The organism is Pseudomonas ficuserectae (assembly GCF_024584585.1).
Classification (GTDB): domain Bacteria; phylum Pseudomonadota; class Gammaproteobacteria; order Pseudomonadales; family Pseudomonadaceae; genus Aquipseudomonas; species Aquipseudomonas amygdali.
Genome location: NZ_CP085684.1, coordinates 1,713,707 through 1,737,486, shown reverse-complemented (window position 1 = coordinate 1,737,486; position 23,780 = coordinate 1,713,707). Strand labels below are relative to the sequence as shown.

Annotated in this window: 18 protein-coding genes and 1 pseudogene; 9 read left to right on the top strand and 10 right to left on the bottom strand. The window is 53.3% G+C overall.

All coding sequences use genetic code 11. From position 1 onward, the window contains the following. The first annotated feature begins 7 nt into the window (after positions 1–7). From LJU29_RS07680 to hisD, 3 genes are all read left to right on the top strand, one after another. Complete coding sequence (locus LJU29_RS07680; protein ID WP_057423662.1) at positions 8–1,090, top strand: ABC transporter ATP-binding protein; 1,083 nt, start codon at positions 8–10, stop codon at positions 1,088–1,090. A 180-nt stretch (positions 1,091–1,270) separates the two neighbouring features. Continuing rightward, positions 1,271–2,083: a helix-turn-helix domain-containing protein gene (locus LJU29_RS07675; protein WP_257111983.1), complete on the top strand. Its 813-nt coding sequence runs from the start codon at positions 1,271–1,273 to the stop codon at positions 2,081–2,083. A 264-nt stretch (positions 2,084–2,347) separates the two neighbouring features. Further along, positions 2,348–3,655, top strand: coding sequence for a histidinol dehydrogenase (gene hisD / locus LJU29_RS07670; RefSeq protein ID WP_257111981.1), 1,308 nt, complete (start codon positions 2,348–2,350; stop codon positions 3,653–3,655). 90 nt (positions 3,656–3,745) lie between these two features. On the opposite strand, the gene LJU29_RS07665 is transcribed toward hisD, so the two are convergent. Together LJU29_RS07665 and LJU29_RS07660 are read right to left on the bottom strand one after the other, a co-directional pair. Further along, a complete protein-coding gene (locus LJU29_RS07665; RefSeq protein ID WP_122321354.1) occupies positions 3,746–4,906 on the bottom strand; it encodes an MFS transporter in 1,161 nt (386 codons plus the stop codon). Positions 4,907–5,049: 143 nt separating this feature from the next. Next, complete coding sequence (locus LJU29_RS07660; RefSeq protein WP_223886765.1) at positions 5,050–6,114, bottom strand: LacI family DNA-binding transcriptional regulator; 1,065 nt, start codon at positions 6,112–6,114, stop codon at positions 5,050–5,052. Positions 6,115–7,075: 961 nt separating this feature from the next. Here LJU29_RS07660 and LJU29_RS07655 point away from each other — a divergent pair. The 6 genes and pseudogenes from LJU29_RS07655 to hopQ1-1 all read left to right on the top strand — a co-directional run. Continuing rightward, positions 7,076–7,735, top strand: a complete 660-nt coding sequence (locus tag LJU29_RS07655) for a ThuA domain-containing protein (protein ID WP_057423486.1) — start codon at positions 7,076–7,078, stop codon at positions 7,733–7,735. Between the two features lie 89 nt (positions 7,736–7,824). Continuing rightward, entirely contained in the window at positions 7,825–9,612 is a 1,788-nt protein-coding gene (locus LJU29_RS07650) for a thiamine pyrophosphate-binding protein (RefSeq protein ID WP_257111980.1), read from the top strand. A gap of 17 nt (positions 9,613–9,629) precedes the next feature. Beyond that, on the top strand, positions 9,630–11,237 hold the full coding sequence (locus LJU29_RS07645) for a GMC oxidoreductase (protein ID WP_257111979.1): 1,608 nt from the start codon (positions 9,630–9,632) through the stop codon (positions 11,235–11,237). Positions 11,238–11,307: 70 nt separating this feature from the next. Then, on the top strand, positions 11,308–12,585 hold the full coding sequence (locus tag LJU29_RS07640; RefSeq protein ID WP_057423489.1) for an MFS transporter: 1,278 nt from the start codon (positions 11,308–11,310) through the stop codon (positions 12,583–12,585). Between the two features lie 67 nt (positions 12,586–12,652). Beyond that, positions 12,653–13,633 (top strand): IS5-like element ISPsy2 family transposase, encoded by a 981-nt coding sequence (locus LJU29_RS07635; protein WP_054078085.1) that lies wholly within the window; start codon positions 12,653–12,655, stop codon positions 13,631–13,633. Positions 13,634–13,779: 146 nt separating this feature from the next. Continuing rightward, positions 13,780–14,376: pseudogene (hopQ1-1, locus tag LJU29_RS07630) on the top strand (type III secretion system effector HopQ1-1); the annotation flags it as partial. A 115-nt stretch (positions 14,377–14,491) separates the two neighbouring features. Here the strand turns inward: hopQ1-1 and hopD1 are convergent. The 8 genes from hopD1 to LJU29_RS07590 all read right to left on the bottom strand — a co-directional run bounded on the left by hopD1 (position 14,492) and on the right by LJU29_RS07590 (position 23,564). Further along, the gene (gene hopD1, locus LJU29_RS07625; RefSeq protein WP_257111978.1) at positions 14,492–16,603 is read right to left on the bottom strand and encodes a type III secretion system effector HopD1; all 2,112 of its coding nucleotides are present in this window, start codon (positions 16,601–16,603) and stop codon (positions 14,492–14,494) included. Between the two features lie 507 nt (positions 16,604–17,110). Continuing rightward, positions 17,111–17,689 (bottom strand): ATP-binding protein, encoded by a 579-nt coding sequence (locus LJU29_RS07620; RefSeq protein WP_005734277.1) that lies wholly within the window; start codon positions 17,687–17,689, stop codon positions 17,111–17,113. Beyond that, the gene (locus LJU29_RS07615) at positions 17,689–18,021 is read right to left on the bottom strand and encodes a 2OG-Fe(II) oxygenase (protein ID WP_005760572.1); all 333 of its coding nucleotides are present in this window, start codon (positions 18,019–18,021) and stop codon (positions 17,689–17,691) included. The genes LJU29_RS07620 and LJU29_RS07615 overlap by 1 nt, the downstream gene beginning before the upstream one ends. 360 nt (positions 18,022–18,381) lie before the next feature. Beyond that, positions 18,382–19,584 (bottom strand): class-III pyridoxal-phosphate-dependent aminotransferase, encoded by a 1,203-nt coding sequence (locus tag LJU29_RS07610; RefSeq protein WP_080438688.1) that lies wholly within the window; start codon positions 19,582–19,584, stop codon positions 18,382–18,384. 40 nt (positions 19,585–19,624) lie between these two features. Continuing rightward, a complete protein-coding gene (locus LJU29_RS07605; RefSeq protein ID WP_005760576.1) occupies positions 19,625–20,659 on the bottom strand; it encodes a sulfotransferase family protein in 1,035 nt (344 codons plus the stop codon). 17 nt (positions 20,660–20,676) lie between these two features. Continuing rightward, a complete protein-coding gene (locus tag LJU29_RS07600) occupies positions 20,677–21,531 on the bottom strand; it encodes a TauD/TfdA family dioxygenase (RefSeq protein ID WP_327506118.1) in 855 nt (284 codons plus the stop codon). A gap of 211 nt (positions 21,532–21,742) precedes the next feature. Beyond that, complete coding sequence (locus LJU29_RS07595; RefSeq protein ID WP_005760579.1) at positions 21,743–22,390, bottom strand: histidine phosphatase family protein; 648 nt, start codon at positions 22,388–22,390, stop codon at positions 21,743–21,745. A gap of 238 nt (positions 22,391–22,628) precedes the next feature. After that, positions 22,629–23,564 (bottom strand): AvrD family protein, encoded by a 936-nt coding sequence (locus tag LJU29_RS07590; RefSeq protein WP_057422897.1) that lies wholly within the window; start codon positions 23,562–23,564, stop codon positions 22,629–22,631. Positions 23,565–23,780: the final 216 nt, after the last annotated feature.

The window sequence follows — 23,780 nt, the reverse complement described above, 5'->3', positions numbered from 1 at the left end:
CCTAGCCATGAGCATCAACAGTATCGAATTGCGCGGCATCTCCAAGAGCTATGGCAACCTCACGGCACTTGGTCAGCTCGACCTGACCATCAAAAAAAATGAAATTCTCACACTGCTGGGCCCCAGCGGCTGCGGGAAGACGACCCTCATGCGCATCATTGCGGGCTTTGAAACGCCCACGACAGGCCAAGTGTTGATTGACGGAAAAGACACCACCAACCTGGCGCCCGAGCAGCGCCCAGTTAATATGGTATTTCAGAAATACGCACTCTTTCCCCACCTGGACGTCTTCGACAACGTCGCGTTTGGATTACGCCTGAAGAAATTGCCCAAGGCAGAAATCCGGATTGAAGTCGAAAAGGCCTTGGAGATGGTGCAACTCAGTAATTTCAAATCCAGGTGGATATCAGAGCTGAGTGGTGGTCAAGCCCAGCGGGTTGCTCTGGCACGGGCGCTGGTCAATAGTCCAGCAGTTCTGCTGCTTGATGAACCTCTCGCCGCTCTGGACTTGAAGATCAGGCATCATATGCTTGAAGAGATAAAACGTATTCACGAAGAAAGCTCTACAACGTTCGTATACGTCACTCATGACCAAGACGAGGCCATGATTCTCTCTGACCGAGTTGTTCTTTTGAACAAAGGCGGTATTGAGCAAATTGGTGAGCCTGAAGAGATGTATTGGAAGCCGAAAACATTATTCACCGCCAAGTTCTTTGGAGATACCAACATTGTCAACGGCTCATTTGATAATTCTAAAGACTCGGGCAACGTCGTCGCCCTACCCTTTGGTGAGTTCAAGCATGCAGGGACAGATATTTCCAAAGGCCCTGTAAACGTATCTATCCGCCCGGAAACGATTTCCCTACGTCCAAACATAGGAAATGAGCCAGCGCTCGAAAATGAGTGTCTTGGCGTAGTCAAGGACACCTCATTCATCGGCAACCGAGTAATCTACCGAGTCTCTGTGGGCAGTGGCGATATCGAACTTAAATGTCAACAGTTACCGACGCCTGGTAGCCATACACTGATCCCAGGAACAGCTGTTTCCCTCAACTTGAAACCTGACAGCTTCGTAGTCTTATCAGCTTGACCAATGCTGCTTCGTATCGTAGCTATACGGAGCAGCCCCATTTTAGAAAATACGGGTATCCGTTAGTTCTCGCAGAAGCACTAAGGGATGCATATAACGCGTGAGCTATCGGGCCAGCCGCTTGCCCACCGAGGCAGAACAAATTACACTGGCACTTTGAATTGACGTCGACCAAAAGCCATGGACAGTGAAGATAACTTTCAAGAAAATTTGAAAATGCTTTGCGAGCAAAGTAGCACAGTTGCAGAACTGTGCCGGCGCATAGGTATAAATCGCCAGCAATTCAACAAGTACCTGGCAGGCACTCACTCTCCATCGAAGCCCAACCTGCGAGCAATTGCAAATTTCTTCGGGCTTAGTGCAGACGTTCTTTATTCAAACCCTCATGATTTTCGCTCCATGATGGAGGGCGGACACTTCCACATTTTCCGCAACTTGGTACAAACGCCTAAAATGCTCATGTTCATCAATGAGCTCATCCAGAGGAATAATAACAACCATTCGGACATTGTAGGTGTTTACGAACGCTACCAGCACTCTTCGATCTACAAGGGAAAAATCGTCCGATCGATTTTTTGCATTTATGAGCGCAACAACGTTCTGATGCATTATTACCTAGAGCGTTTCCCCAACCAAGATGGCAGCGGAAAGATAGACTATCATTTCAAATACCATGGCCTTACCTTCCTGATAGCCAATCGAATTTTCTCGGTTGACTTCGAAACCATTCAAAAGAACGAGATTACATTCAGTAATCTTGCAGCCGTCAACCGTAACGCAAAACGTTATATCTTCGGGGTGACCAGTGGAATTGCAGCGACGATGGTACGCCAACCTGTAGCAACCAAGGTCGCAATGAACTACATCTCCAAAGGCTTGATCACCAAAGCAATGATTAAGCGAGCCACTGTGTTGGCCCCAGACGATGCCTCGATCCCCAAAGAAGTAGCTGACTACCTCGGATCCGGGACGTCTACCATCGATCCTATGTGATCCCCCGATTCCTGGCTCATCTCGACTCACAAAATTCCTTATGTGCGTCTTGGTGAGCCATAAGTACGTACCCAGTGCGTCACATTGCGTCATATCTCTGCGATTTGAGAAATTGTAGCGCCTACCGCTCTGCGTACACTGGGCATCAGCGACTACATATACCCGGAAACTCATCGGATCAACAGTAGCGCCCATCCAATGACTAGATGGCTCTTATCTTATGCAGATGGCAATCGATCATCTGCCATTACAACCAGGTGATTTATGGCCGAGTGGATTAAAAAAGCCAAGCACGCTGACCAGCAGGTTGAGCGCAATGAACAAGTTAAAACCGATGTATCGCGTATCCTGCTGGACATCGAGCGTCGGGGCGATGCTGCTGTGCGCGAGCTCTCGGTCAAATTCGATAACTGGGATCGCGCAGACTACCGCCTGTCCGATGCCGAAGTAAAAGAGTGCTTGGATAAGCTCACTCAACAAGAGCATGACGACATCGTCTTTGCCCAAGCCCAAGTCCGACGCTTCGCCGACGCCCAACGCAAGTCCATGCTGGATGTCGAAATCGAAAGCGTCCCAGGAGTTATCCTGGGCCACAAGCACATCCCTGTGAGTGCTGCGGGCTGCTACGTACCTGGCGGGAAGTACCCACTGCTGGCGTCGGCTCACATGTCCATCGTGACCGCCAAATGTGCTGGCGTGCCGAACATCACCACTGCTGCACCTCCGTTCCAAGGCAAGCCGGCACCTTACATTGTCGCCGCGCAGCACCTGGCCGGTGCTGACGCTATCTACTGCCTGGGCGGTATCCAGGCCGTCGCAGCAATGGCACTGGGCACTCAGTCCGTCACCCCCGTAGACATCATTGTAGGGCCAGGCAACGCCTATGTTGCTGAAGCCAAGCGCCAACTGTTTGGCCGCGTCGGCATCGACCTGTTCGCCGGCCCAACCGAGACTCTGTTGATCACCGACGACTCGGTGGACGGTGAACTGTGCGCAACCGACATCCTTGGCCAAGCTGAACATGGCGTCGACTCGCCTGCCGTCATGCTCACCACTTCCCGTGAGCTGGCCTTGGCCACCCTCAAGGAAGTGGAGCGCCTGCTGGAGAAGCTGCCTACCCAGAAGATCGCCGCGCAAGCATGGGAAAACTTTGGCGAAATCATCCTCTGCGAAGACTATGCAGAAATGGTTCGCTATTCCGACGAGTATGCCTCCGAGCACGTCCAGATCATGACGCGCGATGACGACTACTTCCTGAAGAACCTCACCAACTACGGCGCGTTGTTCGTAGGCCCGCGCACCAACGTCTCTTATGGCGACAAGGTCATCGGCACGAACCACACGCTGCCTACCAACAAAGCGGCGCGTTACACCGGTGGCCTTTGGGTCGGCAAGTACATCAAAACCTGCACCTACCAGCGCGTACTCACCGACGAAGCATCGACGCTCATCGGCGAATACTGCTCTCGCCTGTGCTTGATGGAGGGCTTCGTAGGCCACGCCGAACAAGCGAACATTCGTGTACGTCGCTACGGCGGAAAGCACGTGGGTTACGGTGAACCCGCTCAGTGAAAATGCCGAGCTGACACAAAGCCAGGTTAGGATCTAACCTGGCTTTTTAGTTTCCGCCGCAAGCTCAAACTGAACCCTGCTACTCAGATATCAGCGTTGATCAGTGATCTCGTAGGACACTGTTTTGGAAGTAATCAGCACGGACAGAAGCAGCAGCCCCGTGATGACAAGAGCGATGCTCAATGACGTTAGATGAGCCACGAATCCGATCAGGGCAGGCCCCATCAGGATACCCGCGTACCCAATCGCATTTACCGTAGCCAGCGCTTGACCGACTGGCATGTCCGTCTGGCGACCGGCGCGAGAACAGAAAATCGGCACCAGGTTCGAAAGACCAGCACCCACCATCACAAAGCCCAGGACAGAAACTAACGCGTCGTTGACAGCAACAGCGAGTGTCATGCCGGCAATAGCCAGTAGAGCGCCAAGCACCAAGACCCTCTTGGCACCCAGCCACCCGACTACGCGGTCTCCTGTCAGGCGCCCCACTGCCATCATCGTCGAGAATGCTGCATAACCGATGGCCGCATTGCTGGCTGGGACATCCCTGAAGCTTTTGAGGAACACCGCACTCCAGTCGAGCATGGAACCTTCGACCAGAAAAGCCACAAAGCAGAGCCCTCCCAGCAAAATCGCCAACCCGCTTACCTTCGATTTACCTTCAGCCCTCTCGCTCTCTGCATAAGGGAGCATATGCTTTGCAAAGTAAGCCAGCATTGTGGCGCACAGAACAATCAACACACCAATTGCCGCAGTCGGGGAGAGCCCGCACCAGAGCAGACCGCTAAGTACCACTGCACTGAAGATGTTGCCCACACTGAAAAGCCCATGAAAACCTGACATCAAGGACTTCCCCAAATGTCGCTCCACGACAGAGCCTTGCAGGTTCATATTTACGTCAGCCGTCCCCACAGACGCGCCGAACAGCAGGAGAAACGCGACCAACAGCCAGAACGATCCAGCCATTGAAAGGCCAACCAAGCTAATCGCTATCCCGACACAGGCCAACAGCATTGTGTTTCTGCAGCCAATCCGGCCTGCTACCCGCCCCACAAAGGGCATCATCAGCATGGATCCTGCTCCCAAGCAAAAGAGCAGCATTCCCAAGCTCGCCTCGTCCAGGCTGGCACGGTCACGCGCGAAGGGCACCAGAGGGGCCCAAGCCCCCATGCCTATCCCGGATATAAAAAAAGTAATACGTGCCGCACTCAGCGTTTTGCTTGAAACGAAGTGCTCCCGCAAGCTGCTCATAGAACTCGCACCCTCTCCAATAAATTTAAAATAAAGCAGCAGACAAAGCCGTCCCGCAGGCGGATCGAGGTCGTTTAACGCTCAATCCGGCCTTATAACTACTTGCGATACAAACCAGTATTATCGTGCTGTACGCTGCAGAACTAGCCAATAGGCGAAGTTGTCCCTCGGACAATTAGCCTCGTAGGATAAATCTTGATATTCGCTTCAGCGCCTTCATCACGAGGTGTTTCAATAATCTGAGTCAGTACCCGTGCAGCCCATTCCCCCTTCTCCACCAGTGGCTGACGGATTGTGGTGAGGTCAAAGCGAGCCGCTTCAGGAATATCGTCAAACCCGATGACCGAGAGATTCTCTGGCACTTTGTACTCCAATGCCTTAGCTGCCGAGAGACACCCCAAAGCCATGACATCGGAGCACGCGACCACAGCTGTGACCTCTTGGCGCTGCAACATCGACTTCGCAGCCTGCTCACCCAGTGCCTGGGTAAACCCACCCGCCTCGACGATATCGAGATCCTCGTAGGACAGCCCGGCTTCAGCGGCGCCCTCCAGATATCCCGCCAGACGCTCACGCGCGATCATTTCAGTGGACTGCTCGAAGCGAGTGCGTGAGACCACACCACTGTACCCATCAGGTCGCAGCCGCTCTATCAGCACACCAATCTTTCGATGCCCTAATGCCAGTAAATGGTCGATTTGACTCTTGGCTGCTGAGCGGTCATCAATGCCAACATAGTCGATACCAGGTATGCGCGGAGAGTCGACGACCACCACCGGGATTTTCCGACCGATGATGAACTGGACGAGCGGATGATCATCGGGAAGCGTCGAAATGATCAACCCATCTACCAAACCCCGAACGGCAAGATTGGACTCAGCCCCACCCTCCTCAAGCTTGCTGCTATTCATCGGAAACAGAGTGAGTGCTACGTTGGCCAACTCGTTGACACGGCTGATTCCCTTCAGAAGCGAGACGGCCCACGGGTCTTCCAGAGCGTATGACAATTGGCCCATAACGACCAAGCCGATTGCACCTACGCGACCAGACTTGAGCATTTGCCCACGAACGCTAGGCCCTGGATATCCCAACCGTTCAGCGACTGAAAAAATATGCTCTCGTTGAGATGCAGAGATTTTGTTCGACCCGCTATAGGCATACGACACCGCCGGCTGGGAGACACCCGCCTCCTTGGCTACGTCTTTCATTGATACCATTACCGTCTTTTCCCTCCTAACTCGCCATCAACGAACGCCAAGTGAGCGATTCGCCAGTGCGAGTCGGGTCATCAGCCGCAATTCAAAACGCAAAACGCAGAAGTCTATCACTCCGCCCCATAGACCACCGGATTCGGAGGGTACTGGAGGCCACCGCAGAGGACTCTCGCCAGATTCGCAAGCCAACTGCCTTTATAACATACGTATAACCATCTGTCGTTTTTCAACTGATGGGTGGCAGCCTTGATCCGTTCTGCTGCGAGTGAGCGGCTCCCCCACTCCCCATTGACAGGGGGTAAAAACAGCCAATAGATCTAGGTTTTACCCTATATAAATCATGTACTTAAACAAGTATATCGTATAGAGAAACTAAGCCGCATGCACTCTTGCTCAAGCCGCCTATTTCCTTTAACCCGTTACCCCATAGGCGAAAACCTTTCACTCAACGGGGGATTGACAACGTCATCATCGGTGATATTGTAGCGAAAAAGGTTATACGTATAACCAAAGAAAAATAAGAGGTACGCCATGACTAGCCCTGTCCCAAGAGTGCGTCGCTACAACCCGCTACACCCCGGCCACGTGGACGTCTCACGCCAAGATGAGATGCCAGACCCGCGTCATTTCAGCTTCAACTGCCAGTACGCCCGCGTTCTCTCTCCCATGCCCTCCGACGGCAGGCAGATACGTTCGCAGTTGCGTTCCGCTCCACAGGAGCGAGATGCAGCTATCGCATATCACATTGGCTTAGGAGCACTTCCATGATTCTCACGACCAATCCCCCGACGTAGCTCTCCCACCCGCCAAACAGGTCGCGGGGGTATTACTCCAATTTCTTTAGTTGTTTTGCCGGACTCATGGCACGGCGTTCGCGCGCTCGTAGGTCAGGTACCAGCGCGCATTTTTTTGAAACCAAAGTGTTTCACCTATGAGTAATTCGGAGGATGCAACTGTGACGCGTGCACTTTATCTCTACGGCGGATGGCCAGGGCATTACCCGTATGAAATCGCGGCGTGGGCCCGCGAGCTGTTCAAGGAGCTTGAGTGGGATGTTGAGGAATCGACCGACATCTTCACATTGGATCGTGACCTTAAAAGCTATGACGTTGTGATCATCGGTTGGAACAACGCAGTCACCACCGAGACGTTGACCGCATCCCAAGAGCGCCATCTGTCTGAAGCGGTGGAGAGCGGTGTAGGCCTGGTTGGTTGGCATGGCGCCGGCGCCGCTTTCCGAAGCAGCCTTAAATACCACTTCATGCTGGGTGGTTCTTTCTTAGAGCACCCGGCGGGTGAAGGCTACCCACATCCATACATGGTCAACTTCGTTGATAAAGACCATGAGGTAACTACGGGGGTTGAGGACTTCGAAGTCCGCTCCGAGCAGTACTACATGCAAGTCGACCCAAACATCCACGTCTTGGCAGAAACCACGTTCGATGGAAACCCGATGCCGTGGCTGAAAGGTCACCGCAGCCCAGTGGCCTGGGTACGCAATTGGGGTGAAGGCCGGGTTTTCTACCACTCCATTGGACATGACACCAGCAATCTCGCCGACCCAAACATTCGCCGCCTGACCAAACAGGGCCTCGTGTGGGCCGCGAGAAAGTAAGCGCCTGTAAATCAAGCTGTAAATCGATTCAAAACCAGTGATTGGGTTCTGAACTTTTAACTTCTTATCAACAATGGGAGTGCTATCGCATGCCTAAATTAACAGCCAGCCAAGTGGTTGCTCAAACGCTGAAAAACTACGGCGTCGAGTACGTTGCCGGTATTCCAGGCCATGGTATCTGGACTTTGATGGACGCTTTCATGGAGGAAGAGTCCAAGCTCAAGTTCATCCAGGTATTCCACGAGCAGAGCGCGGTTCACCTTGCCGATGGTTATTACCGTGTTGCCGGTAAGCCAATGGCCGCCGTCACCTCCATCGGTGCCGGTGCGACCAACACCGTAATCGGCATGGCCACTGCCTACACCGACTCGACCAGCTGCATGCTGATCACCGGCGGGCCACCCACTCACATGCGCGGCCACGGTCTTCTGCAAGAGCTGGAGCGTTATACCGACAACGATTTCCCGAAAATCGCTGAGGCTGTTTCGAAGCGCCACTGGGTAGCCACCCGTACCGAAGAAATGCCCTTCATCATGCACCGTGCTTTCAGCTCGATGCTGACTGGCCGTCCAGGCCCTGTACACATCGAAATCCCGATGGATGTCCAGGCTGAAGCGGCTGAAGTCACCCTGCACGATCTTGATCAGCGCATCCCTGTCGGCAAGGTGTTCCCCGCCCCTGCAGCGGTCAGCAAAGCTGCGCAGGTTCTGCGCGAAGCCAAGCGCCCAATCATCGTTATCGGCGGTGGTGTCATCACGGGTGAAGCCCACCTCGAAGTACTCGCGTTGGCCGAAGCCTGGAAGATTCCTGTGGTCACCACCTGGAACGGCAAAGGTGGCTTCCCTGAAGATCACGCCCTGTTCGCCGGTAGCGTAGGTCAGACCGGTACGCTGTGCGGTAACAAGATGGCTTCCAGTGCGGACGTGATTCTTGCCGTGGGCTGCCGCTTCACCGACTGGTCGTCGTCCAGCTACGCCAAAGGCGTCACCTTCTCGATCCCACCAGGTCGCCTGATCCACATCGACATCGACCCGCATGAGATCGGCAAAAACTACCCAGTCGCCGTCGGCATCGTCTCGGACGCCAAGTACGCTCTGGCTCACATCGTGGAAGAGCTCGCCAGCGAGACCGTTGACCGCACAGAGTACCTGGCCGACCTCAAGCAGGCTCAGGACGAGTGGGAAACGAAGCTGGCCGGTCGCCGTGATTCCGATCGCTTTCCGTTCACCTCCCAGCGTCCTCTGGGTGCGCTGCGTAAAGTCTTCCCACGCGACACCATCGTTGTAGTTGGCTCCGGCAACACCCAGGGTGCGGTTAAACAGACGTTCCCTGTGTATCAGCCACGCACCCACCTCACCTCCGGCGGCTTCTCGTCGATGGGTTGGGCCGTTCCGGCGGCTATCGGTGCAAAACTGGCCGCGCCAAACCAGCCCGTGGTTTGCTTGCTTGGGGACGGCGACTTCTTGATGAACTCTCAAGAAATTGCCATCTGCAAAACCAACAACATCCCGGTGATTTTCCTTATCCAGAACAACGCGGGCTACATGTCCATTCGCGGCGGTCAACGTAAGCAGACCAGCCGTCACCTGGGTAGCGAGTTCACCACTCCGGATGGCCAGCCGTACTCACCGGACTTCGAAGCACTTGGCAAAGCGTTCGGGCTGAAGTCGTTCAAGGTCAACAGCAACGAAGAACTTGAGCCGATTCTGCAGCAGGCACTGGAAGCGAACGAAGCCGTCCTGATTGAGGTACCAACCGACCGTGACGCCGCCGGCCCGTGGGTTCCAGGCTGGTGGGACTTCCCGGTACCGGAATACATCACTGACGAACGTCAGGATGAATACTGGCAAATCCGTAATACCGAACAGCACCTGTAAGCACTAGGGCAGAAAAGATGAGCAGCGATCTGATCTCAACTCATTCAGCTTCTGCCCCTCTGGAAGGAGCGCCGGCCAGCCGGCGCTTCATTCAGACCGCGGAGCCGGATGAACATGGCAAAATCGAATGCGACGTCCTGATCATCGGATCAGGCATGGGTGGGTCTACCCTGGCCCACGCCTTGGGACAAAAAGGGATCAATGTCCTGATCGTCGAGCGGGGTGATTTTCTGCCCCATGAAGTACAAAACTGGGAAGCGGAATCGGTATTCGGCCAAGGCCGCTATCGAAACGCCGAGCAGTGGCTAGACCGGGACAACAACCCCTTCTCTCCTGGGGTGTTCTACTACGTTGGCGGAAACACCAAATTTTACGGGGCAATGCTTCCTCGCTTTCGCGAGGCGGACTTTTTGGACGTACAGCACGCTGAGGGTGTAGCACCAGGTTGGCCGATCTCCTATGCGGAGATGGAACCCTTCTACTGCCAAGCCGAAGCGCTGTACAAGGTACATGGTAATGCTAACCAGGATCCGACTGATCCGTGGCGTTCCGAACCGTATCCGTGGCCCGGACTGACTCATGACCCCGCGTTGGCACGACTCGAAACGTCGATGCGCCGAAGCGGCCTGCGTCCTTTCGCTATGCCAGCGGCAGTGGATTACGGCGCGGATCGTGGCTGCGTTTTGTGCTCCACGTGCGACGGCTATCCTTGCATGCTCGACGCGAAAGCCGACGCCGAGATGTCCGCGCTCAGACCCGCGCTGAATCAAAACAACGTGCAGCTGATCACCCGTACCAAGATCGATCGCCTGGTCACCTCTGAAGATGGCAAACGAGTCACCGCTGCCATGGGCCAGCGGGATGGGAAAGCGATTCATATCGTGGCGAGGCGTGTGGCTGTGGCTTGCGGGGCAGTTAACACTGCAGCACTGTTGTTCAAGTCTCGCACGGAGCAGCACCCCAACGGATTGGGCAACAGCTCTGATCAGTTGGGCAGGAACTACATGGTGCACAACAGCACGTTCATGATCGCAGTCGATCCGCTTCGCAAGAACAACGTGCGCTTCCAGAAAACGCTGGCCATCAACGATTGGTACCACGCTGGCTCAGAGAACGCCTTCCCGCTCGGAAACGTGCAGATGCTCGGCAAGATTCGGGAGCCGATGATCAGCCCGATGCGCCCCTGGATTCCAAAGATCGTTTCTCAGTTCATTACCAATCACAGCGTTGACCTGTACCTGACCTCGGAAGACATCCCTACGCAAGAAAACCGCGTGGTTTATGACGAGAGCCGGAATTCGATCAAGGTTCATTGGACACCGAACAACCTTACCGCGCATGAGCGCCTGGTTGAGAAAACTACCGCCGTGATGAAAAAGGCGGGTTACCCACTGGTTCTTACTGAACGCATGGGTATTGCCACCAATTCACACCAGTGCGGGACTGCAGTGATGGGCACGGACAAATCCAAAAGCGTTGTCGACACCAACTGCAAGATGCACGACCTCGACAATGTCTGGATTGTGGACAGTTCGTCCTTCCCATCATCGGCAGCCGTGAACCCTGCGCTGACGATTGCCGCGAATGCTCTGAGAGTGGCTTCCACATTCGAAGGACCCGAATAAACAACTGACCGGCGATTTCCGAGTGTGAGCTCAGGTAACAGACAAGGCATTTCAGCTAGGAACTATCAACATGACTACAAGAGATAACGCTCTGGTCACACCACGCATCCGCCGCGCGCGGATTGCTACGTTCGCCGGCTTCATGATGGTCGGCGCCATGATGTACATCTGGTCGACTGGTGTGACTGCATTCCGCGAACAGCTGGGCTTGAGCGGAGACGCCGGCGACGTTGACTTTGGGATCATCGCCTTCGGGATCGGCGTGGGCAGTGCTGCAGGCTCATTTCTGATCGGGAAATTCCTGGACGTTTTCGGCTCCAAGAAGGTGATCTACGTGACAGCGGTCGGGTACCCGCTGTCCATCATCCCGCTCGGCTTCGCAACTGGCTTTCACTTTGCCTTGGGTTGCGGAATCGTGCTTGGCCTTCTGCGAGGCGCCATTGATACCGCGTTCAACACCCACGGGGTACAGGTGGAGCGCTTCTATCGCCGCCCCATCATGTCAGCGTTTCATGCCTTCTATTCGCTGGGAGGCTTTCTCCTGGGGATGATTGGTAGCGCCTTCGCCGAGCACTTCACCAACAGCGCTCAAGTACCGTTCAGCGTGCTGGGCGGGGCCATGCTGGTGATCGGTCTGGTCGTAGGACACTTCATGCTCGACAAACATGATGTCGCGCCTGAGTTCTCCGAGGAAAGCGCACCGGTTCAACAGCCCTCCTCCAGCACTGGTACTCAAGCAAAAGCCATTATTCTGCTCATGATCGGCTTCGGGGTTCTGTTGCTGGGAAGTATGGTTGGTGAGTCTGCCATTGCGGACTGGGGGCAGGAGTATATTCGTCGAGTGCTTGAAACGCCAGTCTCCACAGCCGGCATGGCCGTCTCGGTGTTTATCGGCGCAGAGTGCTTCGGTCGCCTCATCGGTGATCGTCTTGCTGAGAAGATCGGTGCCTCAAAGGTTGTGTTGCTGAGCGCTGTCCTTGCGATCGGGGGACTGATCATCACTGTGGTTGGTCACAGTGTCGTCTACGGCGTCATCGGGTTCGCGCTTTTCGGCCTTGGCCTGTCCTGCATCGCCCCGCTGATGCTATCCAGCGCTGGACGTAAAGACCCGCTCAATGCAGGTCGGAACATCGGCATCGTGAACTGCATCGGGTACTCAGGCATGCTATTGGGGCCTGCCGCGATCGCTACGGTCGTGAATTTCTTCGGTATTGAGCGCTTGCTGTTCTTCCCGATGGTGTTGCTCGTACCGCTTGCGCTTTTTGGCCCGGTGCTGATGCGCAATCACTTGAAGAGCGATAGCCAGGCGAAAGCGGCCAAGGCTTCGATACCAAACCCCAATCGCTAAGGAAACTCTGAAAAAGACTTCCTAATTTGGCAAAATCTCCGGACACCAGTCGCCGAGCTTTTCGATGATGAAACAGATGACCTTCGCCGACGCCGAGTATGCCGGCAAGCGCAAGCAGACCCGTAAGGAATTGTTCCTGATCGAGATGGATCAGGTGGTGCCCTGGAAAGGTTTGATTGCCCTGATTGAGCCCTATTATCCAAAAGGAGAAGGTGGCCGGCCCGCCTACCCACTGATGGCGATGCTGCGTGTTCATCTGATGCAGAACTGGTTCGGCTACAGCGATCCGGCGATGGAAGAAGCGCTGTATGAGACGACCATCCTGCGTCAGTTTTCAGGCCTGAGCCTGGAGCGAATTCCAGACGAAACCACCATTCTCAACTTCCGTCGTCTGCTGGAAAAGCACGAGTTGGCGACCGGGATTCTCGGCGTAATTAATGGTTATCTGGGCGACCGTGGCTTGTCGTTGCGTCAAGGCACCATCGTCGATGCCACGCTGATTCACGCGCCCAGTTCGACCAAGAACAAGGATGGCAAACGCGATCCTGAGATGCATCAAACCAAGAAAGGTAACCAGTACTATTTCGGCGCCAAGGCTCACATCGGCGCCGACGACGAGTCAGGCCTGGTGCACAGCGTGGTAGTAACAGCGGCCAATGTGGCAGACGTCACGCAGGTTGCCAAACTGCTGCACGGCGAGGAAAACGTAGTCTGCGCCGACGCAGGTTACACCGGGGTCGAGAAGCGCGAAGAACACGCTGGGCGCAAGGTCATTTGGCAGATTGCCGCCCGCCGCAGCACTTACAAAAAGCACGGAAAACGCAGTATTTTGTACAAGGCGATCCGCAAAATCGAGAAGGCCAAGGCCCAGGTTCGCGCCAAGGTCGAGCATCCGTTTCGGGTCATCAAACGCCAGTTTGGCTATGAAAAAGTGCGCTTTCGGGGCTTGGCCAAGAACACCGCGCAGATGGTGACGTTGTTCGCCCTGTCAAACCTGTGGATGGCCCGTCGACATTTGTTGGCGAGCGCAGGAGAGGTGCGCGTGTAATGCAGGAAATGGTTACCGCAAAAGGCTTTGCAGCGGCCGAAAGAGCTAAAAAGCGAAGATAATTGAGCAAATTTCGACATGCATCGTTTTTTGAAAAGTGCTGAGGACTCGGTAGCCGGAAAACATCCGGCTACTTCAGACCTTCCTTAAAGGACGCAGATGGTTTTGTACAGCCTGATGCACGCGCTTACAACAATGCGACCGACATGGATGCTGCGCGCAGTCTTTATCGGAAAGCGCAGGAGCTTGGCATTCCACTTCGTATAGTGACAAAGGAGGCGGCCTATAAAACGGCGGTTTCGCCTTCATTTTACGAAGGGATAGCGGGGAGCGGACATCCAGTAGGCCACTACCTGAGAGACGTTCAGAAGAGTGCGTTGAAAGGCCTCTGGGAAGGTATTCAAGCTGGATTGCTTCCCGGGTTGGATGACTCATGGTTCTTTCGGACGTTCATGCCGAATGCACAGATTGAAGCAGCACAACTGGATAAAAATAAAGAGAGTTCGTTTGAAGATATCTGGCCTAAGGTGACGAAGCTAAACCTGTATGATCCTCTGACATTACTGGCCTCAGTGCCAGGGGCGGCAAAACTGCTATTTAAACCAAAAGCTATACACACAGAGGGATTTGGTGTTGTAGAGCAAGTAGGTCCAGATGATGTGACGCATCCAGAGAAAGCAAAGTTATTGATGTCCGCTTTAGCCAAATCTGCGCTTGTCCAGTCGACGGTAGCCCCAGATTGACCCGTAGTGCCGACAAATGTGGGAGCATCCGCGATGGCGAGGGTAGCACGGTGAAAAACCATGCTACCCGCCTGACTGCTGCTCGTGAAGTCCAGTAGGTCGCGTCGACTATGATTCAGGGTGCGGGCTGCCGCGACGTGTCGGGCACAGCCAGGTCTTGATACGGAATACGTTCGGCCAATGGAGCCTCACCGTATCCAAGCTTCCGAACCAGGGCGGGAATTGCCTCAAAGCTGGCATTCATGCCGTTGACAATCGCAGATCCCACATGGCGCAGGAACTCGCTCCGGGGAGCCAGCATTTGATGTAGCTCCTCTGCGGAAATGTCACGGTCTCCAGCTTCCATGTGCTGGCTGGCCCGCGCAAGGATGGTTTGTGCCACGCGTGCATGCTTGGCATTGTCGGAATCAAATAGCCCGGGAACGTTGACACGCCCGCCAAGCGCCAACGCGTTCAGAGCGATGGCTTCGATTGGATTGAAGACGGCGCTCCGGAAAATACGCAGTACCTGTTCCGACAGCAGCCCGGTTGCCTTGTTGCTGGCAATCAGTGGAATCATCCCGACAATCGATGCGAGCCCCATAGACTTGACAGCGGTGCTTTCGCCCGGAGCGATATCCAGCGCATGGCGCGTCATCCGCTCAATCGTCTTTTTGGTGTCCGCCCCCTCGCCTGGATGAGCCATCACGCCGTCCTTCATGCTCTGGAATAAGCCAGCACGCATCAGCTCTTCACTTTCCTTGACCTCGGGTGGAATACCGGAGGCGGCGCCAAAGATGGCCGCTTCAGTTGTCATTGAGTTTGCCGCAAGATCGCCGACTTTGGATTTGAAACCTGCGTACTGCAAAACATTATTGGGGAATGACACCACCGAGGAAATGGCACCGGCCTTCAACGCCTTGGGAAGTAGATCGCTCATGGACCACTCCTCACCTTTCATGCCCTTGATGATGGCAAGTACGCACATGGTGTCCATGGACTCGATAATCAAAGGAGGCACTGAATCGATTCCAGCCAATTGCAGGGCATATTGGCTCGGTGAGAAATTTTTGCCGAAGATGGCATTTTTCAACAGCTCAGAAGCGCCAAGCTCCCATGCCGAGCCGAGTATGCTGCTGACCCCGATGCTGCCGGCTAGACCGCCGAGCTGGAATTCCTTCTTGGTGGCTACATGCAACAATTCCTGTGCGCCCAAGCGAACTTGAAGATCGTCATCCCCCTTGAGTTTCTGGTTGATGAACTCGGAGAGGAAATCGTCATTGGACGTGATCTTGGGAGCACATGAGGCGAGAAACGCTTTCGCGCTATTCCGGTCGATCGATGCGTTTGGACCAAATGCCGCAGCCCCCCGCTCGATGGCCTTGAGCAATAAAGGGATATGGATGTCTGCGTTGACATCCTCATCTACCCGCTCCGACGAGTTGGTACCGGACATCAGTTGCGCCTTCTCCACCGTGAAGGCGCCTTTGAATTCCTCAAGTGCTTTCTCAATATCCCGACGTGGCCGCATTTCCAGCTGGACCCCGGCAATGCTCGCGGCCTGTGGTGGAAATGCCTGGTCGGCCTGCGCAAACGATAGCAGGGCCTGTACTACCGGGTTATCGGAAACAAGGCTACCAGAGTCCCTGCGGACCGACCCGATATGCACGGGCTTTGGCTGTGATGGCGGACGAGAATGGTCTGGCGAGCTCGGAGTTTCCAGGCTACTGCTGTCTACTGCATCTTGTGAGAGAACGCGACTCATACCTAGATGGGTCCGTTCACTCAAGACAGAAGATGCTGAACCATGTGCGGGCGGGGGGCTGGGTACGTCGAAGGATATGGCTTTCGAAGAGCCATGCAAATGTGCGCTGACGATGTCGTACTCCGATTGATCATTTAATCGGGCCTTAACCGTCAGTTCGTTATTAATCAAGTGGTCGGTTCTCACGGTATCGGTGTCAGCTGGCAGACAGATTGACGCTTTATAGGTTACTTGCGTGTCGTTACTGGATTGGAATTGAAATGTGCCATCCTGCAGAGCGTTGCGTACCAGTGATGCAAGGCGTTGGTGTTCGGCATTAGCTGAAAGGCGTTCTAGAGCCTGGTGAGCGCTTTGGCTCAATTGAGAAGGTGAAATCCTTTCAGGATGGGATTGCTGGGCCTGAGGGCCCACCGCGTCTAATGGCTGACCGCCACTGATTGGGGGAGTTGTAATGTTGTGTTGAATAGATTGTAGAGGATTCATAGCTCTATTAGCTGTCCCGGATGAATTAATCGGATCCATTGTGTGGTCGCAAGGGCTCTTGGGTTCCAAAGACAGACTCAAAACCGGCGAATGCGTCGAGTGGGAAGCACACCACTGACATGGACACACTGCGCGACGAAATGCTCGCGGCGGATTTGCCGATCTGCCCCGCTCATTTTCACTCGCAGCTAATGTGAGTTGCCAGCGATGTAATGCAAGCAGACGCAGTTGAATGCAAGCTCGCTCGCAACTAATTTGAGCCAGAGGGCTGCGTCAGTCGCAGTTAATCTGAGCCGAAAAGTGTGCTGATTGCGAGCACGGTCGTTTTCGATTGCAAGCCGCTACATCTAGGCTCCCCTATTAGACGCGTGGTGGCGGGCTGACTGTCTGCTGAAAACCGCCACCCTCCGGCAACTGGCTCGGTACCTTGAGTGCATCCCTTGCCTACACGCAACGAGCCAGAAAGGGCCCATAAACGCGAGCAAGCGGGTTTTCGATTGCAAGCCGCTACAATTCCTGTCGCCCATTAATCCAGTCCATCAGCATGAGCGCAGCACGCCAAGGCGCAAGTGTTGAAGTATCCAGGCAAATATGGTTGATGGCCTGTATGGACGCCGCATAGTTATTGTTATCCCGCAAAATGTCCTCAAGGCATGTCCGACTGTTGACCTTTCTGAATGCTCGTCGGTCTTCATTCTCCGCCCTATCGAGCAGATGCTCGTTGGCAGCCGTAAGCTGAACAAAATAGGGAATCGTCTGGTATTTCTGGCACAGCACCTTCAGGGCGTCGATGTACCAGTCGTCATCAATACCACGGTAACAAAAAGTTGTTACGACAACCCTGTCGTCGCATTCGAGCAACAACTCCATCGCGCTAAGCCGAAGCCTGCACGTGAACCGCTTGCAGTCCTCAAAGCTGCTGTCCGGCGGGAGCAAATTGGCGACCACGTCGAATATCAAGTGGTTGTGAAAAAGAATCGCGGATAGGTGCTGCGTCAGCTCCTTGCTCACGGTCAACTTGCCAACAGCGGGCGGGCCATAGAGAAGAACCAGTTTTTTAGCATCACGTGCTTTATGGGTCGTCATCACTGAACGGTACTCGTTGTGCCCGGCTCGTAGTAGGTAATGTTAAGCGTATTGCGGGTAACAACTTCTTTGCCCGACAAACGCGTCACCTCATGCCACGTGTCCTCGTAGTGTCCGTCGCGGACTATCATGCTGGCATTGCCAACCAAAGGAAAAACGGTGTGATGGGCTTTGCAATGATCGCAAGGATCGAGAATGCGGAACAATCCACCCCAGTCTGCCTCCCAGCGTGCATTGAAATAGACGATCAAACGAAAACCGCGAGGCAGCGAAGCATCGACGTGCGGCAAGTAGTGCGCATCGCGCCCGCTGCGAAACGCAACGGCTTCCATCGGATAGTCAGTGAGATCAACTCCGCAAAACTCGGTCATGGCCGCCCGAAACGAATCAGATAAAAGTTCGTTACTCATATCGACCCATGCGGCAGATAAGGTCGCTGGTTCGCGAACGTGGTGCGATGCAAGTGGAATAATAGTACGTCGGTAGAAGTGGCCTCCGTTACGTTCCCGATAACTGAAACCCTCAGTCGGGAAATCGCCAGCAAGCTTATTCGCAATAGTGTCGTCACACCATATGTTGCACAGCTGTCCCCACCTGAACGGCACGTCATGTAGAGTGCCATGTGCAATCCGTTTTAGCGCCAAGTATCCAGACACTTGGAACCTCCTTTATTACTATCAGAACCTGGGAGCTTACTGTTGCGAAACACTGCGAATTGAGCTGACCAGGCGATCGGTCAACTCGTCCGCTTCGGGTTCGCTGATCAAGAACGATGGCGCCAACTTCAGATGCCGATCGGCGGCCCCCACAATAACCCCCTGTCTGCGAACGGCAAGTTGGGCGCGGGTGCACGCTTGCGACGTTTCGAATGTAATCGACAACATAAGCCCTTTCCCCTGCACGCTCACGATACTGTTCGTCGTCTGCAAGTTCTCGCGAATTCCCTGCAGCAGTCGCGAACCACCCGCAGCCACTACCTCATAACTACGATGACTGTCTAGATAATCGATAATGAACAATGCTGCACGACAGCCAAGGAGATTGCCTGACTGCGTATGCCCATGCCTGAAAAGTGGCATAGATTGCGCAGCAAAACTGTCGGTCATGTCAGCCGTCGTCACCACTGCGGTAATCGGAAAACCGCCACCAAGGCACTTGCTCAAAATGACAATATCCGGGCTAGCACCTTGGTTAATGGATTCACAAAATGCACCTGTGCGCCCTACCCCGCAATACACCTCGTCACAGATAAACGGGATATCGTACTTCTTTGCTAGCGCAGACAATTCCCGTAGAAACCCATCCGGAAACTGCCGGGTCCCGGCCATCGCCATAACAGGCTCGACGACGATTGCAGCTATGGTCGTTTCCTGTTCGGCCAGCAGCGCACGCCAGTGTGAAATATCCTCAAGGCCTGATGGAATAGGCATCGCAATCGAGTGAGCGGCAAGTAACGGCGCTGCCCCTTCATTGATGAATTCACGACGCGTGGCTATCATCGCACCCAGCGTGCAGCCGTGGTACGCACCATCAATCGCAACGACTTTGGTTCGCTGAGGGCACCCGCGGTTAATCTGATACTGCCACGCCATCTTGAGGGCGGCCTCGACACCTTCACTTCCACTCATGACGAGAAACGTATGGACAAGTCTGGCCTTCACCAGTTTGCCACTGATTCTCTCGGCAAGCGCTTCGGGGAGTACCGTATTTGAAGAAATATTACACGCATGAACGAGTGTATCAACTTGCTCCTTCACCGCCGCGATAAGCCCGAAGTGCGAGTGTCCGAGGCAATGATTATAGCTACCAGAGATACCATCAATATAGCGTCGCCCCGTATCATCGTAGAGATAAACCCCCTCACCACGAACAATGCTCGGCCTGCAATCATCCATTTTCATCGGTGTGTAGGGAGGCCAATACAGTCGCGGCGTATTAGATATAGCTCTCATATTTAGTACCTGAAAGTTCTGACTTCAATTGATCGATGTTGTTGACCACCGCCGAAACCGGCGCCTTCTCCTTCTTACCTGTTCCGGACTGAAGCATTGCAGCTGACACACCAAGAAACTTGAGCATACGGGCGTGCACAACTTCTGGAGTCGCGAGTAACTCTTCGTAAGTGATCGGCAATATGTCGTGCCCGTGAAAGTGGTCGCAGAATTGCGCCCGATTTACAAGATCGCGGTCAATGAAGTCGACGAGTTCATGAAGCGGAACCGACAGTTCCACATGCGGCCTCAACCTCTTATCTTCACGGCCAACGTACCAAACGTGATCGCACAGGCTTTTCTTTAGCGACACAAGTCGCTCCAGCCGGTTGCGTCGGTCGAGCAGGATTATTTTTAGGTCGCGGACATCTGCTAAGGCACCCCACACGTTCTGGCCTGCCCAATGGGTGTCGAGATCGCGAAAGAGCACGAAACCGACGGCTTCGACATATTCGAAATACGGTCGAAATAGATGCCTTTCAAGAACCCCGGCTGCCGTCGTGTCCTGCACCGAATAAGGCAAAAGGTGCTGACCGAATCGATTAAACGCCTCACCGTGGACCTCAATACACGGATGCGAGCCAAGCAGCGTACGCAGCAGATGTGTTCCTGAACGCGGCGTAGATACGATGGCAAATCGCCGATATTGCAACTGCGCTGCCATGACATTGCTGTCTAAGCTGCCGCCCATCCATTTATCTTTCTCTGCCTGTGCGATCTTCGTACGAACGAGTTCAAACAGTTCAGGGGCGGTATCCCTGACGCCGAGCATTGGCGCCATGACCTCGTCGCCGCGCATTCCCCTCTCGCTCCAGCCCCGACCGCCCCTCCGATATTCGCGAACAAATTCAACGATGACCTGTTTCATGTCGTCGCTTAATGAGTAGGCGTTAAGGTCGGTCTGGATCCGCGACTTAAGCTGACTGGCGCGACACGATATCCATGAGGCCCACTGCGCCCCCGCAGCTTGCTCCGGCATATGTGACATCCCCTCAGTCAAGATTGGCTACCTCGGGTACAGACCAAGTCTGTTGGTGCACCAGAATCGCATGGTGAGGACAGAAAGAGTCCTCGAAACAGGATTCGAGGCCTGGCAGGGTCGTCGACATATGAGCATCGACCATGCGACAGCTGGTCGTTTCGTATAATCAGCACCTGCCCTTTATGCAACCCAAACTTCAGAGTGTAATCGCTGTTTTCGGAGGCGAGCCGGATGAGATACGCCGCTGCGTCAATCACCCGTGCGTCCATACGACGCGAGTATTCCCAGTCAGCCGTGATATCGAGCGTGAAGCCGCCAACAATATCTCCGTCTTCGCGACGAAGAAACATCGGCCCAATGTGTTGATACTGCCTACCCGAACGCGTACTAGTAGATCGGCGCCTGAACACATTATCGGCGAGCAAGGACCGAGCAAGATCAGGATGATCCTCGCTCAGTGCTCGAAATGCCGACACGCTATCGAACAGAATGGACTCCCCGCCGAGAGCCGCAGATTCTCTACAAAAGAGGATCGACGTCTTGATGGTGCCTATAGGTAAATAGGAACCATCGGTATGAAGCGGCACGTCTGTAGCGCCGTTGAACACGACATGGCTGCCGCTCGACAGACCTCCGACCTGGTTAATTCCCGATGATGCTATACCTTCTGCATGCTCAAGCCGGTTGAAATCCGACTGGTACATTGGGCCCAAGCCGTAAAGTGCGGCCATGCGGTCAAAATCAGACGCATCGAATCTCCATTCCCCCGAAACGATCGCGAAACCAAACTGATCAATATGTCGACCAACCGCTGCCGTATCATCCACCTCAAGAACCTGCATTGACCATCCATTGAATCGGCTTTGCATACCTATCCCATATAAAAAAGTTAGTTTAGAAGCGCTTGCATGGATTGCCTCATGATCGAAAACCATTAATTGAGTGCTCGTTCGCTTTCGTAGGCTCCAAAGGCCAAGCACGCGAGTACCGACTCTATTTACACCCCTCTGGAATAAAGTCCCTGCTTGGTCATCACGCTGTCATATGTCAGCTGAGCCGGTGACGGGGCATCTGATTTTTCTAGCTGCTCTCCCACTGACCCCGGAATCCCTGGTCAAGATATTTTCCATTGTACGTCGCTTCCGCTATCGAATTGGGTGGAACATTCATGCCCATCAAACTAATTTCAGCCCCTGAGACCTTTATTATTAGGGCATGACCATGCTCTAGAAGGCAGGAAGTCTGTCGCACCCCTAACATGTGGTGAGCAAAAAGTGCCACAATACCTCCATGAGAAACAACAATAACCCGGCCTTGGTGATTATTTTTAATAGTATGTATTCCACGGACAAAACGCTCCAACGCTGAACGACCCGACTCCCCTCCGGATGGGGTATACTCAAGTGTTATTAACTTTCTCGATAATTCAGGATCAGCAGATATAAGAAGCTCCTTAGACTTACCGTCCAGTGCGCCCAAGTGGCGCTCCGAAAAGTCTGTGGAAACAAATCTTCTCAAGTTAACGTCAACTGTCAAAAGATTTGCGGAAACCAGTGAGCGTTTATAGTTAGAGCTATAAATAGCATCCCACTTCTCATTCTTAAGCGTTCTGGCAGTTTCCTTGAACCGATCTATCCCTACGTTATCCAGCTCAGGATCAGACTGTCCCTGAAAAACGCCAAGCAAATTTTGTGGCGTTTCACCATGTCGGATAATGACAATGATCATCGAGCGTCGTCACTTAGCATTATTATTAGATGCACAGAACTTCTATATGACGCGCAGTTATCAAAGCCTTCATTTGTGACCTCAAAAGACGACAGAGCGTTTCCCAAGGCGGCAATACGAATGTTCATGTTGCACCCCTATGTACTATTCGCGAAATAATCTACCTATGATGTATAGAATAAGCTACTGATAAAGTTTAATTTTTTCGGGAATCAGCAGCTGTTTTTCCGAAAATATACTAAAGGGGTGATAGATGCGCAACTGAACTAGAAAGGGTGATACCATTCATATATCCAGCCACTTCCGCTACTCGCCAGCTTTTATCCTTTACTGAAACAATATTAGCACGCTTTAGTTCGGTTACTAGTAATCGAGTCGCCGCTATGCGCTTTGCGGGATTCTCGGCGATAATATTCAAGCTCCTCATCCATAAGGTGTTTGATTCACCACGAGTCAAACCAACGAGTTTATAAAGAAGTGCTTGCGCTATTTGTGCGTGACTGACAAGTGAATCTACGGGGTTCATAATGTTAGGGTAATTAGCCTCGATTCCGCCAGGTGAAAAATGGCGCTCTTTATCATAAGCGACAAAAAGTGTTGATATGGCGTTGAGTGGCGAGTAAAAAATAATATCGTCGATGAATTGAGTGCGATTTTTAAAATGTAGAGAATAACAAATTTTCTCGGCACTATCCTTAACGGTTTCGATTTCGTGAGCGGCTGCCATGATGACCTCCAACTGAACTGTCATCGTGCCAACGTTACCACCGAAAATTAAATACGCATCGCCTTGGGAGTCCAATCCTTGGCTTTCTTTAGTTATTTTCGCATTGATATTACGTAGATCTTCTTCAGGTTTATTTCCGGCCTTGATAGATATTCTTTTCACCCAGCAGTGGTCAATGCTTTTGAAGCTATTCAGTAGAATACCCTGGGTTAAATTAGTTGAAATTGTCAATGCGCCAATGGTGCTTAAGTGCGGTACTAGTTCACTACTACCGTTCTTTTTTGACCAATTGGCTGGGTAGCTAAGAGTTATATTTGCGTCCACTGCACTTTCGGTGAGGTTAACATGTCTAGCACTATACTCCACATGTTTGAAACCATCGCCAAAGAAACGATCTTTAGCGGGTCCTAAATGATTTTCTATATTGCTAAAACTAAGGTCTTGCATGGATACATTCCTTATAAACCATTCTTTGCTGCTTTTGAAGTTTTTCGACTGCGGAAGCTATACAGCTACCAATTTTTATAAAAATGTTGGCTCTGTGTGGCCTTTGGGACGGATTTGGTTCCATGCAAACGTAGGTCAACGCCAAAGCTTTATTTGGCGCAGTCCCCCGGTGTCAGCATAGTTGTCGCCTCTCCGGTTTTTCCTAAAAAAGCATAT

Coding starts and splice junctions, on each gene's coding strand:
- LJU29_RS07610 (WP_080438688.1), bottom strand. CDS start 19,584: ATGGATGATTGCAGGCCGAGCATTGTTCGTGGTGAGGGGGTTTATCTC.
- LJU29_RS07675 (WP_257111983.1), top strand. CDS start 1,271: ATGGACAGTGAAGATAACTTTCAAGAAAATTTGAAAATGCTTTGCGAG.
- LJU29_RS07605 (WP_005760576.1), bottom strand. CDS start 20,659: ATGCCGGAGCAAGCTGCGGGGGCGCAGTGGGCCTCATGGATATCGTGT.
- LJU29_RS07645 (WP_257111979.1), top strand. CDS start 9,630: ATGAGCAGCGATCTGATCTCAACTCATTCAGCTTCTGCCCCTCTGGAA.
- LJU29_RS07595 (WP_005760579.1), bottom strand. CDS start 22,390: ATGATCATTGTCATTATCCGACATGGTGAAACGCCACAAAATTTGCTT.
- LJU29_RS07665 (WP_122321354.1), bottom strand. CDS start 4,906: ATGAGCAGCTTGCGGGAGCACTTCGTTTCAAGCAAAACGCTGAGTGCG.
- LJU29_RS07660 (WP_223886765.1), bottom strand. CDS start 6,114: ATGAAAGACGTAGCCAAGGAGGCGGGTGTCTCCCAGCCGGCGGTGTCG.
- hisD (WP_257111981.1), top strand. CDS start 2,348: ATGGCCGAGTGGATTAAAAAAGCCAAGCACGCTGACCAGCAGGTTGAG.
- LJU29_RS07615 (WP_005760572.1), bottom strand. CDS start 18,021: ATGGAAGCCGTTGCGTTTCGCAGCGGGCGCGATGCGCACTACTTGCCG.
- LJU29_RS07650 (WP_257111980.1), top strand. CDS start 7,825: ATGCCTAAATTAACAGCCAGCCAAGTGGTTGCTCAAACGCTGAAAAAC.
- LJU29_RS07600 (WP_327506118.1), bottom strand. CDS start 21,531: ATGCAAAGCCGATTCAATGGATGGTCAATGCAGGTTCTTGAGGTGGAT.
- LJU29_RS07640 (WP_057423489.1), top strand. CDS start 11,308: ATGACTACAAGAGATAACGCTCTGGTCACACCACGCATCCGCCGCGCG.
- LJU29_RS07635 (WP_054078085.1), top strand. CDS start 12,653: ATGAAACAGATGACCTTCGCCGACGCCGAGTATGCCGGCAAGCGCAAG.
- LJU29_RS07590 (WP_057422897.1), bottom strand. CDS start 23,564: ATGCAAGACCTTAGTTTTAGCAATATAGAAAATCATTTAGGACCCGCT.
- hopD1 (WP_257111978.1), bottom strand. CDS start 16,603: ATGAATCCTCTACAATCTATTCAACACAACATTACAACTCCCCCAATC.
- LJU29_RS07620 (WP_005734277.1), bottom strand. CDS start 17,689: ATGACGACCCATAAAGCACGTGATGCTAAAAAACTGGTTCTTCTCTAT.
- LJU29_RS07680 (WP_057423662.1), top strand. CDS start 8: ATGAGCATCAACAGTATCGAATTGCGCGGCATCTCCAAGAGCTATGGC.